The sequence below is a fragment of the Burkholderia sp. MSMB0856 genome, assembly GCF_001524645.2.
Lineage (GTDB): Bacteria > Pseudomonadota > Gammaproteobacteria > Burkholderiales > Burkholderiaceae > Burkholderia > Burkholderia diffusa.
In genome coordinates, this window is record NZ_CP013427.1 from 1,967,994 (window position 1) to 1,982,804 (window position 14,811).

The following is a 14,811-nucleotide window of genomic DNA, read 5'->3' on the forward strand; positions in this document are numbered from 1 at the left end:
CCGCCCGCCTTCGTCATGAGACGGCTGCGCCGGCCGATGGTCGACCGGCGCTATATCGCGCTCAGCTGTTCAGCGAGCGCTTGTCGACGGCGAGCGCCGCTTCGCGCATCACTTCCGACATCGACGGGTGCGGATGGCAGATGCGGGCGATGTCTTCCGACGCCGCCTTGAACTCCATCGCCACCACGGCTTCCGCGATCAGGTCCGACGCGTTCGCGGCGATCACGTGCACGCCGAGCAGTTCGTCGGTCTTCGCATCCGCGATCATCTTCACGAAACCGTCCGGCGCGTTCATGCCGAGCGCGCGGCCGTTGATCGAGAACGGGAACTTGCCCGACTTGATCTCGCGGCCTTCGGCCTTCAGTTGCTGTTCCGTCTTGCCGACCCATGCGATTTCCGGGTACGTGTAGATCACCCACGGAATGCAGTTGTAGTCGATGTGCGGCTTCTGGCCGTCGATCACTTCCGCGACCAGCACGCCTTCGTCTTCCGCCTTGTGCGCGAGCATCGGGCCACGCACCACGTCGCCGATCGCATAGACGTTCGGCACCGCGGTACGGCAGTGGTCGTCCACGTCGATGAAACCGCGCTCGTTCGCCTTCAGGCCGATCGCCTCGAGGCCGAGGTTGTCGGTGTTCGGCACGCGGCCGACCGACACGATCAGGCGGTCGGCGTCGAGCGTCTGCGCGTTGCCGTCCTTGTCGGTGTAGGCGATCGACACGCCGTTCGCCGTCGTCTTCACGTCACCGATCTTCACGCCGAGATGGATGTCGAGGCCTTGCTTCTTGAACAGCTTGGCCGCTTCCTTCGCGAGCGCTTCGTCGGCTGCGCCGAGGAACGCCGGCAGCGCTTCGAGCACCGTCACTTCGGCGCCGAGGCGACGCCACACCGAGCCGAGTTCGAGGCCGATCACGCCTGCGCCGATCACGGCGAGCTTCTTCGGCACCGAGTCGAACGTCAGCGCGCCTTCGTTGTCCGACACGATCTTGTTGTCGACCGGGATGTTCGGCAGGTGACGCGCCTTCGAGCCCGTCGCGATGATCACGTTCTTCGCGGTGACGACTTCGGCCTCGCCCTCGCCGCTCACTTCGATCTGCACGCCGGCGTCGGTCTTGCCGGTGAACTTGCCATGGCCCTTCAGCCAGGTGATCTTGTTCTTCTTGAACAGGAACTCGATCCCGCTCGTCATCTTCTCGACGATCGCATCCTTGCGGCCGAGCATCTTCGCGACGTCGATCTTCACGCCGTCGACCGTGATGCCGTGGTCGGCCAGGTGATGCGACGTGTTCTCGAACTCTTCCGACGAGGCGAGCAGCGCCTTCGACGGGATGCAGCCGACGTTCAGGCAGGTACCGCCGAGCTTCAGCGCGCCGGCCGGGTTCTTCCACTTCTCGATACAGGCAACGGTCTTGCCGAGCTGCGCGGCGCGAATCGCGGCGATGTAGCCGCCGGGGCCGGCGCCGATCACGACGACGTCAAATTCCTTGGACATGACAATCCTTTCTACTTGTACGCCCGCACGGTCGCGCGTGTACGCGAGCGTGCGGAGCGGGTCAATGCAGTGAGACTCGGCTTACAGGTCGAGCAGCAGGCGTGCCGGATCTTCCAGCGCGTCCTTCATCGCGACGAGCGACAGGACGGCTTCGCGGCCGTCGATGATCCGGTGGTCGTACGACAGTGCCAGGTAGTTGATCGGACGGATCACGATCTGGCCGTTTTCGACGACCGGGCGCTCCTTCGTCGCGTGCACGCCGAGGATGGCCGACTGCGGCGGGTTGATGATCGGCGTCGACAGCATCGAGCCGAACACGCCGCCGTTCGAGATCGAGAACGTACCGCCCGTCATTTCCTCGATCGACAGCTTGCCGTCCTTCGCCTTCTGGCCGAATTCGGCGATCTTCTTCTCGATGTCCGCGAGACTCAGTTGATCGGCATTGCGCAGGATCGGCACCACGAGGCCGCGCGGCGAGCCGACGGCGATACCGATGTCGAAGTAACCGTGATAGACGATGTCGTTACCGTCGATCGACGCGTTCACGAGCGGGAACTTCTTCAGCGCATGCACGGCCGCCTTCACGAAGAACGACATGAAGCCGAGCTTCACGCCATGTTCCTTCTCGAACTTGTCCTTGTACTTGTTGCGCAGTTCCATGACCGGAGCCATGTTGACTTCGTTGAACGTCGTCAGGATCGCGTTGGTCTGCTGCGACTCGAGCAGACGCTCGGCGATACGCGCACGCAGACGCGACATCGGCACGCGCTGTTCCGGACGATCGTTGAGCCACGTCGTGGCCGACGCCGGCACCTTCACTTCCGGCAGCGACGGCTTTGCAGCGGCGGTCTTCGCCGGTGCGGCGGCCGGAGCGGCCTTCGGTGCGCTGCCTGCGGCCAGCGCGTCGCCCTTCGTGACGCGGCCGTCGCGGCCCGAACCGGCGACGTCGCCTGCCGACAGGCCCTTCTCGGCCAGCAGCTTCGCTGCGGCCGGCGATGCGGCTGCCGAGCTCGATGCAACCGCGGCAGCCGGCTGTGCTGCCGGTGCGGCTGCAGCGGGTGCTGCGGCCGGCTTCACTTCGGCGGCGCCCGCCGCTGCTTCGGCAGCACCTGCCTTCGCTTCGGTGTCGATCGTCGCGATGATCTGGTCGGCGACGACCGTGTCACCGTCGTTCTGCAGCACTTGCGCGAGCACGCCCGCGGCCGGTGCCGGCACTTCGAGCACGACCTTGTCGGTCTCGAGTTCGATCAGGATTTCGTCCTGCGCGACTGCTTCGCCCGGCTTCTTCTTCCACTGCAGCATGGTGGCTTCCGAAACCGACTCCGAAAGCTGGGGGACTTTGACTTCTACGATAGCCATGTGATTTTCCTGGATGCTTAATCTGGGTAATGACGAGGTTCGTGCGATTCCTTCGGCCGATGCGGCGCGCGACGCGCCCGGCGGGCCAAAAGACACGGGAAAGCGCTGCGCGCCTTCCCGTTTCGCTTGACGTCGATTATTTCGCGATCGATGCGCTCTTCAGGCGGCCGAACGCACCTTCGATGAGGGCCTTCTGCTGCTCGTAGTGCTTCGCGTAGTAGCCAACCGCCGGCGAGGCCGAAGCCGGACGGCCGCTGTATGCCAGCTTCTGCCCTTCCTTCATGCCTTCCTTCAGGTGGTGCTCGACGTAGAACCAGGGGCCCTGGTTCTGCGGCTCGTCCTGCACCCAGACCACTTCAGTCGCGTTCTCGTACTTCTTCATTTCGGCTTCGAACTGCTTGTGCGCGAACGGATACAGCTGCTCGATACGGATGATCGCGACGTCGTTCGCCTTCGCTTCGCGGCGATGCGCGACGAGGTCGTAGTACACGCGGCCCGAACACGCCAGCACGCGCTTGACCTTCTTCGCGTCGATGCCGCCGTCGGTTTCGCCCAGCACCGGTTGGAACGAACCCTTCGCGAGTTCCGACAGGTCCGACACCGCTTCCTTGTGGCGCAGCAGCGACTTCGGCGTTGCGACGATCAGCGGCTTGCGGAACAGACGGATCATCTGGCGACGCAGCAGGTGGAAAATCTGTGCCGGCGTCGTCGGTTGAACGACCTGCATGTTGTGATCGGCACACAGCTGCAGGAAACGCTCGATACGCGTCGACGAGTGTTCCGGACCCTGGCCTTCGTAGCCGTGCGGCAGCAGCATCGTGAGACCCGACACGCGGCCCCACTTCACTTCGCCCGACGAGATGAACTGGTCGATCACGACCTGCGCGCCGTTGACGAAGTCGCCGAACTGGGCTTCCCACAGCACGAGCGTGTTCGGCTCGGCGGTCGAGTAACCGTATTCGAAGCCCAGCACCGCTTCTTCCGACAGCACCGAGTCGATCACCGTGAACTTCGCCTGACCGTCGGCGATGTTCTGCAGCGGCACGTACGTGCCGTCGTTCCAGCGTTCGCGGTTCTGGTCGTGCAGCACCGCGTGACGGTGCGTGAACGTGCCGCGGCCCGAGTCCTGGCCCGTCAGGCGCACCGAGTAGCCCGATGCGACGAGCGACGCGAATGCGAGGTGTTCGCCCATGCCCCAGTCGAGCGGCTGGTCGCCGCGCGCCATGTTGCGGCGATCGTTGATCACGCGCTCGACGAGCGGGTGGACCTTGAAGTTTTCCGGGACCGTCGTGATGCGTTCGCCGAGGCGCTTCAGTTCGGCGAGCGGCACGGCCGTATCGGCTGCATCCGTCCACTTGCGGTTCAGGAACGGAACCCAGTCGACCGCATACTTGCTCTTGTAGTTCGACAGGACCGGATCGACGGTGTGGTGGCCGTCGTCCATCGCCTTGCGGTACGCCTTCACGTAGTTGTCGGCGTCTTCGGCGGTGATCACGCCCTGCTGCACGAGCTTCTCGGCGTACAGCGCACGGGTGCCCGGGTGCTGCGCGATCTTCTTGTACATCAGCGGCTGCGTGACCGCCGGCGTGTCCTGCTCGTTGTGACCCAGCTTGCGGAAGCAGACGATGTCGATCACGACATCCTTGTGGAACTGCATCCGGTAGTCGATCGCGATCTGGATCGCGAGCACGACGGCTTCCGGATCGTCGCCGTTCACGTGCAGCACCGGCGCTTCGATCATCTTGACCACGTCGGTACAGTACAGCGTCGAGCGCGCGTCGCGCGGATCGGACGTCGTGAAGCCGATCTGGTTGTTGATGACGATGTGCAGCGTGCCGTGCGTGCCGTAACCGCGCGTCTGCGCGAGGTTCAGCGTTTCCATCACGACGCCCTGGCCAGCGAAGGCCGCGTCACCGTGGATCTGCACCGGCAGCACCTGCAGGCCGTCTTCGTCGCCGCGACGGTCCATCCGTGCCTTCGCCGAACCTTCGACCACCGGGTTCACGATTTCGAGGTGCGACGGGTTGAACGCGAGCGACAGGTGGACCGGGCCGCCTTCGGTCGACACGTCCGACGAGAAGCCCTTGTGGTACTTCACGTCACCTGCCGGCAGGTCGTCGACGTGCTTGCCTTCGAATTCGGCGAACAGGTCGGCCGGCATCTTGCCCAGCGTGTTGACCAGCACGTTCAAACGGCCGCGGTGTGCCATGCCGATGATGATTTCCTGCACGCCGGTCTTGCCTGCGTGCTGGACGACTTCGTCCATCGCCGCGATGAAGCTTTCGCCGCCTTCGAGCGAGAAGCGCTTCTGGCCGACGTACTTGGTGTGCAGATAGCGCTCGAGGCCTTCCGCTGCCGTCAGGCGATTCAGGATGTGCTTCTTCTTGTCGATCGAGAAGGACGGCGTCGCGCGGGTCGATTCCAGGCGCTCCTGCCACCAGCGCTTCTGCTCCGGATCGCTGATGTACATGTATTCGGCGCCGATCGTGCCGCAGTACGTGTCACGCAGGCCCTTGACGATGTCGCGCAGCGAAGCCTGGTCGAAACCGAAATACAGGTTGCTTGCGCTGTACGTCTGGTCGAGGTCGCCTTCGGAGAAGTCGTAGAACGCGGGTTCGAGTTCGGGGATGGCGGGACGTTCGCGACGCTTCAGCGGATCCAGATTGGCCCATTGCGAGCCGAGGAAGCGATATGCGCTGATGAGGGACTGGACGTGGACCTGCTTGCGCGCGGTCGCCAGATTGCTCGTGCTTTCGCGCGGGATGAAGGCATTGGCCTTCGCACGCTCGGCAAACGATTCGACGATCGGGAAATGAGCAACGTCATTGGCGTTCGAGCCGTCGGTTGCAGGCACGTTCTGCAGCGCGTCGAAATACTCTCGCCAGTTCTCCGGCACCGATGCCGGATTGTTAAGGTATGCATCGTACAGTTCTTCAACGTACGAAGCATTGCCGCCGAACAGATAGGAGTTCAGCTGAAACTGCTTCATTACATCTGACATTTTACGCTCACCTTTCTTCGAGCTTCTCGAGAAATAGCGGGTTACTCAACCTTCCGCGACACGGCCTGACCGTTTAGCGGATTGCGAATCAAGTCTTGCTTGGAAGGACCTAAAACTTGCGTGCGCGCAGCATATCACAGAACCGATACCGAAGTTCACGGCGAAATGCGGCTGAAAGCACCGCGTGACGGGGTTTCGCCGGATTGCCACGACTCGCGGGAACAGTGTTTTGCAACCCGCCCGATTGCACACTGCGCAGATGCAAAAAAGGCCGCCCGAAGGCAGCCTTTTTCGTCATGCACGGGAACAGCCGATGCTTAGTCGACCGCGCCTTCGCGGCTCGCGCGGCGACGCTCGTGCTCCTTCAGGAAGCGCTTGCGCAAACGGATCGACTGCGGCGTCACTTCCACGAGTTCGTCGTCGTCGATGAATTCGACCGCGTATTCGAGCGACATCTGGACCGGCGGCACGAGACGCACGGCTTCGTCGGTGCCCGACGCACGCACGTTGGTCAGCTGCTTGCCCTTGATCGGGTTCACGACGAGGTCGTTGTCGCGGCTGTGGATACCGATGATCATGCCCTCATACAGCGCATCGCCCGGCTTCACGAACATGCGGCCGCGATCCTGCAGCTTCCACAGTGCGTACGCCACGGCAGCGCCGTCGTCCTGCGAAATCAGCACGCCGTTGCGGCGCTCGAACACCGAGCCGTCCTTGACCGGTGCGTACGAGTCGAAGATGTGGCTCATCAGGCCCGTGCCGCGCGTCAGCGTCAGGAATTCGCTCTGGAAGCCGATCAGGCCACGCGCCGAGATCTTGTATTCCAGACGCGTGCGACCGCGGCCATCCGACGCCATGTCGAGCATTTCGCCCTTGCGGCGACCAAGCTCTTCCATCACGCCACCCTGATGCTCGTCCTCGACGTCGACGGTCAGCAGCTCGTACGGCTCGTGCCGCACGCCGTCGATTTCCTGCATCACGACGCGCGGACGCGACACGGCCAGCTCGTAGCCCTCACGGCGCATGTTCTCGACGAGAATCGTCAGGTGCAGTTCGCCGCGGCCCGACACTTCGAACACCGTTTCGTCACCGGTATCCTTCACGCGCAGCGCGACGTTGTGATTCAGTTCCTTCATCAGGCGGTCGCGGATCTGGCGGCTCGTCACGAACTTGCCTTCACGGCCGGCCAGCGGCGACGAGTTGACGAGGAAGTTCATCGTCAGCGTCGGCTCGTCGACGGTGATCATCGGCAGCGCTTCGGGCGTATCGACCGCGCAGATCGTCGCGCCGATGCCGACGTCTTCGATACCGTTGATCAGCACGATGTCGCCAGCTTCCGCCGACTCGACCTGCACGCGCTCGAGGCCCTTGAACGACAGCACCTGGTTGATCTTGCGGTTCAGCACGTCGCCTTCCGGACCGAAGCGCATCACGACCGGTTGACCCGGCTTGATGCGGCCGCGCGTGATGCGGCCGACGCCGATCCGGCCGACGTACGTCGAAAAGTCGAGCGACGTGATCTGGAGCTGCAGCGGCGCTTCCGGGTCGGCCGGGCGAACCGGCACGTGCGCGAGGATCGCCTCGAACAGCGGACGCATGTCGCCTTCGCGGGTCGCCGGATCGAGCGACGCGTAGCCGTTCAGGCCCGATGCGTAGACGATCGGGAAGTCGAGCTGCTCTTCGGTCGCGCCAAGCTTGTCGAACAGATCGAAGGTCTGGTTGATGACCCAGTCGATCCGCGCGCCCGGACGGTCGATCTTGTTGATGACGACGATCGGCTTCAGACCGAGCGCGAGCGCCTTCTTCGTGACGAAGCGCGTTTGCGGCATCGGACCCTCGACGGCGTCGACCAGCAGCAGCACCGAGTCGACCATCGACAGCACGCGCTCCACCTCGCCACCGAAGTCCGCGTGCCCCGGCGTGTCGACGATGTTGATGTGCGTGCCTTCGTATTCGACCGCGCAGTTCTTCGCGAGAATCGTGATCCCGCGCTCTTTTTCGATGTCGTTCGAGTCCATCACCCGCTCGGCAATCTGCTGGTTCTCGCGGAAGGTGCCGGACTGGCGAAGCAGTTGGTCGACGAGCGTGGTCTTGCCGTGGTCGACGTGAGCGATGATGGCGATGTTACGAAGGGCGCGGGTCATAGAAACCTGGAAATCGTTGAACGCGCAAACGCGCACGCTCGTCAGTCACCGGGACACGTGCGCGCGCGTTGCAGCTTGGAAACCGCAAATTATAGCACGTGAGGATGTCGAAAGCTGGACTGCCTTTGCAACGCAGCAAACGACGCCTCCCTGCCCTCGTCGCAGACCGGTAAATCGAGCCGGCAGATCGACCGGCCGACACCGCCGACGGGAAGCCGAAAACCCTGACGACGACACGGGAATTTCGAGACGCGGAGCGCGCCCTCGCCCGTTCGATTAACATTTGCCGCGGCAAGCAATTGTGCCTATACTGCTGCCTAGTCAACTATTGCAGCTTCAGGGTTTTATGTCGGATTCTCCTTCCCAATCGCCTATTTCGCCGCTGTCCTCGTACCAGATGAACGACAGCGTCGGTTATCTGATGTCGCGCGTGAAATCGGTGATGACCAACCTCGTCACACAGCGCACGCAGGAAGAGCTCGGCATCACGGGCACACAGGCGAGCATGCTGTTCATGATCGCGGTCGGCAAATGCTCGACGGCCGCGGAGCTCGCCCGGGAATACGGGATCGACGCGAGCGCGGTCACGCGCCTGCTCGATCGCGTCGAGAAGCGCGGCCTGCTGTCCCGTGTGCGCAGCATCGAGGATCGACGGGTCGTGCGTCTCGAGCTGACCGACGAAGGCCGCGCGCTGGCAGAGCGGCTGCCGCCGGTGTTTCGCAGCGTACTGGACCAATTGCTGGACGGTTTTACGCCTGAAGAAGTCGGGTTCCTGAAGAGCATGCTGCGCCGCATTCTCAGCAACTATTGCGAGACCGCCGGCGGTAGCGTCACGTAATAGTTGCCATAACAATTACTTTTGACAGATTAATGTAAGGAAATCCTTGCAGTGTCCATCATTCATTCCGAGTCAGGGAACAGCGCGATGAAATCCTCCCCGTTGTCCGTGCGCGCCGGGTCGTGCCGCGCCGCCGTTGCCGCCGCGGTCGCCGCGCTGGCACTGGCGGGCTGCGCAAACTACATCGGCATCAAGAGCGACAAGCAGATCGCTCCCACGTCGCAATTCGAAACCGCCCAGAGCCTGCCCGCCCAGGGCGGCCAGTGGCCGGCACTCGACTGGGCGAACCAGTTCGGCGATCCGCAGCTGCCGAAGCTGATCGACGAGGCGCTCCAGGGCAGCCCGTCGATCGCGCAGGCACAGGCGCGCATCGCGAAGGCGTCGTCGTACATCGAATCGTCGCGCTCGAACCTGATGCCGAAGGCCGAAGCCAGCTATTCGTGGACGCGCGAGCTGTATTCGTCGAACGCGCTGTTCCCGCCGCCGTACGGCGGCCAGTGGTATAGCGAGAACAACGCGCTCGCGAGCGCGTCGTGGGATCTCGACCTGTGGGGCAAGAACCGCGAGCGCCTGCATACGGCCGTGTCGCAGGAAAAAGCCGCCGAAGCCGACATGCAGCAGGCGCGCATCACGCTCGCGTCGTCGGTCGCCCGCACCTACAATTCGCTTGCGCAACTGTATGCGCTGCGCGACATCGCGCAGCGCGAGATCACCAACCGTCAGACGGTCGGCAAGATCACCGACGGCCGCGTATCGGCCGGCCTCGACACCAACGTGGAGCGCCAGACCGCGCGGGGCAACATCGCGACGACCCAGGCGTCGCTGTCCGACCTCGACGGCCAGATCACGACCGTGCGCTACCAACTCGCCGCGCTGCTCGGCAAGGGGCCGGACCGTGGGCTGCAGATCGCCGCGCCCGTGATGAACCCGACCGGCGAAGTCGCACTGCCCGGCAACCTGCCAGCCGACCTCGTGTCGCGCCGTCCCGACATCGTCGCCGCGCGCTGGCAGGTCGAGGCCGCGATGCACGACGTGAAGGAAGCGAAGGCCGAATTCTTCCCCGACGTCAACCTCGCTGCCGGCTTCGGCTTCGACGCGTTCGGCTGGGGCAAATTCCTGAATTTCGCGAGCCGCCAGGCGCAGTTCGGCCCCGCCATCCACCTGCCGATCTTCGATGCCGGTGCGTTGCGCGCGCAGCTCAAGGGCCGCTATGCAGACTTCGACCTGTCGGTCGCGAACTACAACCAGACGCTCATCAGCGCGCTGAACGACGTCGCGACGCAGGTCGCGTCGATCCGCGCGGTCGATCGCCAGATGGACGACGCGCAGCGTGCGCTCGACGCGTCGACGCGTGCATACGACCTTGCCGTGATCCGCTACAAGGCCGGCCTGTCGCCGCAGCTCCAGGTGCTGACCGCCGACAGCAACCGCCTCGCGTCCGAACAGACGGTGACGAACCTGAAGATGCGCCGGCGCGACATGCAGCTCGCGCTGATCAAGGCGCTCGGCGGCGGGTTCGACGCGACCGGCACGCGGCTCGCCGCGCCCGACGCCGACAAGCAGACAAAACAGGCCGCCAACTGATCCGGCGCCACCACTACGCAGACACTCGAAATAACGGACGGAGAAAATCGCCATGAGCGACCCTCAACAAAACGCCGCCAGCGCACAGGCGCAGAACAACGGGAAGCGCAAACGGATGATGACGCTGCTGATCGCGGTGATCGTGATCGCTGCCATCGCGTACGGTCTGTACTACTTCCTGGTCGCGCGCTTCCATGAAGAGACCGACGACGCGTACGTGAACGGCAACGTCGTGCAGATCACGCCGCAGGTCACGGGTACCGTGATCGCCGTGAAGGCCGACGACACGCAGACGGTCAAGGCCGGCGATCCGCTGGTCGTGCTCGATCCGGCCGACTCGCAGGTCGCGCTGCAGCAGGCCGAGGCCAACCTCGCGCAGACGGTACGCCAGGTGCGCGGCCTGTTCGTCAACGACGACCAGTACCGCGCGCAGGTCGCGCTGCGTCAGTCCGACCTGTCGAAGGCGCAGGACGACCTGCGCCGCCGGATGGCCGTCGCGCAAACGGGCGCCGTATCGCAGGAGGAAATTTCCCACGCACGCGACGCGGTGCGCGCCGCGCAGGCGTCGGTCGACGCGGCGCAACAGCAGCTCGCCTCGAACCGTGCACTGACCGCGAACACGACGATCGCATCGCACCCGAACGTGATGGCCGCGGCAGCGAAAGTTCGCGACGCATACCTCGCGAACGCGCGCAACGTGCTGCCCGCGCCGGTCACCGGCTATGTCGCGAAGCGCTCGGTGCAGGTCGGCCAGCGCGTGTCGCCGGGCAACCCGCTGATGTCGGTCGTGCCGCTGAACGCTGTGTGGGTCGACGCCAACTTCAAGGAAGTTCAGCTCAAGCACATGCGCATCGGCCAGCCGGTCGAATTGACCGCTGACATCTACGGCTCGTCGGCCGTCTACCACGGCAAGGTCGTCGGCTTCTCGGCCGGCACGGGTTCGGCGTTCTCGCTGCTGCCGGCGCAGAATGCGACGGGCAACTGGATCAAGGTCGTGCAGCGCCTGCCGGTGCGTATCGAGATCGATCCGAAGGACCTGGAAAAGCACCCGCTGCGCATCGGCCTGTCGATGCAGGTCGACGTCGACATCAAGGACGAGCGCGGCGACCAGCTGGTCAACGCAAAGAACACAGTCTACGAGACCAGCGTGTTCGCGAAGTACGGCGACGAAGCCGACGCCGAGATCGCGCGCATCATCGCCGAGAATGCCGGCGGCAACGCGCCGGCACCGGCCGCGGCGAAGTCGAACGGCACCGCAAAGATGATGTAACGGCTCCGATTCCGGAAAACTACCGACATGGCACAGGCTCCTGTCTCCCACCCGCCCCTGCAGGGCGGGCAACTCGTGCTCGGAACGATCGCGGTATCGCTCGCGGTGTTCATGAACGTGCTCGACACGTCCATCGCGAACGTCGCGATCCCGACCATCTCGGGCGACCTCGGCGTATCGTCCGACCAGGGTACGTGGGTCATCACGTCGTTCGCCGTCGCGAACGCGATCTCCGTGCCGCTGACCGGCTGGCTGACCGACCGCTTCGGGCAGGTTCGTCTGTTCCTCGCGTCGATCATCCTGTTCGTCATCTCGTCGTGGATGTGCGGGCTGGCGCCGAGCCTGCCGTTCCTGCTCGCATCGCGCGTGCTCCAGGGCGCGGTCGCCGGGCCGATGATTCCGCTGTCGCAATCGCTGCTGCTGTCGAGCTACCCTCGCGCGAAAGCGCCGATGGCGCTCGCGCTATGGTCGATGACGACGCTGATCGCACCGGTCGCGGGCCCGATCCTCGGCGGCTGGATTTCGGATAACTATTCTTGGCCGTGGATCTTCTACGTGAACATCCCGGTCGGCATCGCCGCCGCGCTGGCCACCTGGTCGATCTATCGCACGCGCGAATCCACGGTGCGTCGCGCGCCGATCGACGGCGTCGGCCTCGCGCTGCTCGTCTTGTGGGTCGGCTCGCTGCAAATCATGCTCGACAAGGGCAAGGATCTCGACTGGTTCGCGTCGACGACGATCATCGCGCTCGCGCTGATCGCGGTCATATCGTTTGCGTTCTTCGTGATCTGGGAGCTGACCGCCGAACATCCGGTCGTCGACTTGTCGCTGTTCCGGATGCGCAACTTCACAGGCGGCACGATCGCCCTCGCGGTCGGCTACGGGCTCTATTTCGGCAACCTCGTGCTGCTGCCGCTGTGGCTGCAGACCCAGATCGGCTACACGGCAACCGATGCAGGCCTCGTGATGGCGCCCGTCGGGCTGTTCGCGATCCTGCTGTCGCCGCTGACCGGCAAGTTCCTGCCACGCACGGACCCACGCTACATCGCGACCGCCGCATTCCTGACGTTCGCGCTGTGCTTCTGGATGCGCTCGCGCTACACGACCGGCGTCGACGAGTGGTCGCTGACGCTGCCGACGCTCGTGCAAGGCATCGCGATGGCCGGCTTCTTCATCCCGCTCGTGTCGATCACGCTGTCCGGCCTGCCCGGTCACCGCATTCCCGCGGCATCGGGCCTGTCGAACTTCGTGCGGATCATGTGCGGCGGCATCGGCACTTCGATCTTCCAGACCGCGTGGGACCACCGGAACAATTTCCACCACGCGCAACTGGTCGAGCAGACCAACCCGTACAATCCGACGTTCAACCAGGCCGTCACGCAGATGGGCAACCTCGGGCTGACGCAGGACCAGGCGCACGGTCTCATCAACAACATGGCCACGCAGCAGGCCGCGCAACTCGGCGTGAACGACCTGTTCTACATCTCCGCGGCGATCTTCGTGCTGCTGATCGGACTGATCTGGATCACGAAGCCCGAACGCGCGGGCGGCGGCGATGCGGGTGCGGCGGCGTCGGCTGCACACTGAGCACCGCGCTCGAACGCACACGCCAAACAAAAAGCCCGGTCGATTTCGACCGGGCTTTCTTTCATGCCGACGGCGCTTGCGCGCCGCGCATCACACTGCCGTCACGACGAGGCGCTCAGGTGCGAGCACGCCGTTGGCCTTGCGAGCCACGCCGAGCAGCCGTGCCGCGTCGTACACGCGCACACGCTCGCCCTCCGCCGCGTCGATCGAATCGAGCGCCGACAGCGGCAGACGCTGGCCGTGCAGGAACCGCTTCGCGCAGGCTTCGTCGAGACGCACCAGCGGAAACGTCGACAGCAGCGCGTCGACCGGCTGAAGCCACGCGTCGCGCGCCGCTTCGGCGGCGTCGGACAGCGCGTCGAGCGTCACCGCATGTTCGAGCGTCAGCGCGCCGACGCCCGTGCGACGCAGCATCGTCAGATGCGCGCCGCAGCCGAGCGCCTCGCCGATATCCTCCGCCAGCGTGCGTACATACGTCCCCTTGCTGCAAGTCACCCGAAACGTCACGTCCGGCAGGTCGCAGGCCAGCAGATCGAGCGCATGGATCGTCACGTTGCGGCCTTCCCGTTCGACGGTCTGGCCCGCGCGCGCATATTCATACAGCGGCTTGCCGTCGCGCTTGAGCGCCGAATACATCGGCGGCACCTGCACGATCTCGCCGGTAAAGCGCATAAGCGCCGCCGCCACCGCCGTCCGGTCGCATTCGACGGCGCGCGTGTCGAGCACATCGCCTTCGGCATCGCCGGTGGTCGTGCGCACGCCGAGACGCATCGTCGCTTCGTAGGTCTTGTCCGCTTCCAGCAAGTCCTGCGAGAACTTCGTCGCCTCGCCGAAGCACAGCGGCAACAGACCCGAGGCCAGCGGATCGAGCGTGCCGGTATGGCCGGCTTTCTTCGCGAGAAGCAGGCGCTTCGCGCGAATCAGGGCGTCGTTACTCGACAGGCCGACCGGCTTGTCCAGCAGGAGCACGCCGTCCAGCGCGCGCCGCGGCATGCGTGGACGCTGAGGAGCTGCAGTCTTCATGGGGCGCGCGCGCTCACTCGTCCTTCGCGGGCGCGTCGGCTTCGTCGTCGTCCTTCGCGCGCGTCGAGTTGGCTTCCTTGATCAGACGCGACATTTCCACCGCTTTTTCGATCGTCTGGTCGTAATGGAAATGCAGCGTCGGCACCGTATGAATGTGCAGGCGCTTGAAGAGCAGGTTGTGCAGGTGACCCGACGCGTGATTCAGCGCTTCCTGCGTCTTGTCCGGATCGCCGGTGAGCGCCGTGAAATAAACTTTCGCGTGCGCATAGTCCGGCGTGAGCTCCACGCTCTGGATGGTCACGATGCCGATGCGCGGGTCCTTGACCTCGCGCATGATGAGCTCGGACAGATCGCGTTGAATCTGGTCTGCAATCTGAACGTTGCGATTGGGGGAAGTACGTTTCCTGGACATGATCGATCCGTGATCCGTTTATCAGGATAAAGCGGCGCGCCGCTGGCACGCCACCATGAAAATGGGCGGGACAGGCCCAAGCCTGCCCCGCCCACGAGCCG

The 14,811-nt window shown here is 64.4% G+C and carries 10 protein-coding genes; 4 read left to right on the forward strand and 6 right to left on the reverse strand.

The window, feature by feature from the left end:
• Positions 1 to 61 precede the first annotated feature (61 nt).
• The 4 genes from lpdA to typA form a co-directional block, all read right to left on the reverse strand.
• The gene (gene lpdA / locus WS87_RS10435) at positions 62 to 1,492 is read right to left on the reverse strand and encodes a dihydrolipoyl dehydrogenase (RefSeq protein ID WP_057924323.1); all 1,431 of its coding nucleotides are present in this window, start codon (positions 1,490 to 1,492) and stop codon (positions 62 to 64) included.
• Positions 1,493 to 1,573: 81 nt separating this feature from the next.
• On the reverse strand, positions 1,574 to 2,851 hold the full coding sequence (gene odhB, locus WS87_RS10440) for a 2-oxoglutarate dehydrogenase complex dihydrolipoyllysine-residue succinyltransferase (RefSeq protein ID WP_059691809.1): 1,278 nt from the start codon (positions 2,849 to 2,851) through the stop codon (positions 1,574 to 1,576).
• 136 nt (positions 2,852 to 2,987) lie between these two features.
• Entirely contained in the window at positions 2,988 to 5,852 is a 2,865-nt protein-coding gene (locus WS87_RS10445; protein ID WP_059818071.1) for a 2-oxoglutarate dehydrogenase E1 component, read from the reverse strand.
• A gap of 317 nt (positions 5,853 to 6,169) precedes the next feature.
• On the reverse strand, positions 6,170 to 7,996 hold the full coding sequence (typA, locus tag WS87_RS10455) for a translational GTPase TypA (RefSeq protein WP_059533039.1): 1,827 nt from the start codon (positions 7,994 to 7,996) through the stop codon (positions 6,170 to 6,172).
• 346 nt (positions 7,997 to 8,342) lie between these two features.
• Between typA and WS87_RS10460 the strand changes: the two genes are divergently transcribed.
• The 4 genes from WS87_RS10460 to WS87_RS10475 all read left to right on the forward strand — a co-directional run bounded on the left by WS87_RS10460 (position 8,343) and on the right by WS87_RS10475 (position 13,275).
• Positions 8,343 to 8,834, forward strand: a complete 492-nt coding sequence (locus tag WS87_RS10460; protein ID WP_059818069.1) for a MarR family winged helix-turn-helix transcriptional regulator — start codon at positions 8,343 to 8,345, stop codon at positions 8,832 to 8,834.
• 87 nt (positions 8,835 to 8,921) lie between these two features.
• Positions 8,922 to 10,418, forward strand: a complete 1,497-nt coding sequence (locus WS87_RS10465) for an efflux transporter outer membrane subunit (protein ID WP_059818068.1) — start codon at positions 8,922 to 8,924, stop codon at positions 10,416 to 10,418.
• Between the two features lie 52 nt (positions 10,419 to 10,470).
• Positions 10,471 to 11,688, forward strand: coding sequence for an HlyD family secretion protein (locus WS87_RS10470; protein WP_059701462.1), 1,218 nt, complete (start codon positions 10,471 to 10,473; stop codon positions 11,686 to 11,688).
• A 27-nt stretch (positions 11,689 to 11,715) separates the two neighbouring features.
• Positions 11,716 to 13,275 carry a DHA2 family efflux MFS transporter permease subunit gene (locus WS87_RS10475; protein WP_057924316.1) on the forward strand — a complete coding sequence of 520 codons (1,560 nt, stop codon included), beginning with the start codon at positions 11,716 to 11,718 and terminating at the stop codon, positions 13,273 to 13,275.
• 90 nt (positions 13,276 to 13,365) lie between these two features.
• Here the strand turns inward: WS87_RS10475 and truB are convergent, their stop codons facing one another.
• Both truB and rbfA read right to left on the reverse strand, forming a co-directional pair.
• Positions 13,366 to 14,298, reverse strand: coding sequence for a tRNA pseudouridine(55) synthase TruB (gene truB, locus WS87_RS10480; protein WP_059818066.1), 933 nt, complete (start codon positions 14,296 to 14,298; stop codon positions 13,366 to 13,368).
• 13 nt (positions 14,299 to 14,311) lie between these two features.
• Entirely contained in the window at positions 14,312 to 14,632 is a 321-nt protein-coding gene (rbfA, locus tag WS87_RS10485; protein ID WP_373557200.1) for a 30S ribosome-binding factor RbfA, read from the reverse strand.
• Between the last annotated feature and the right edge of the window lie 179 nt (positions 14,633 to 14,811).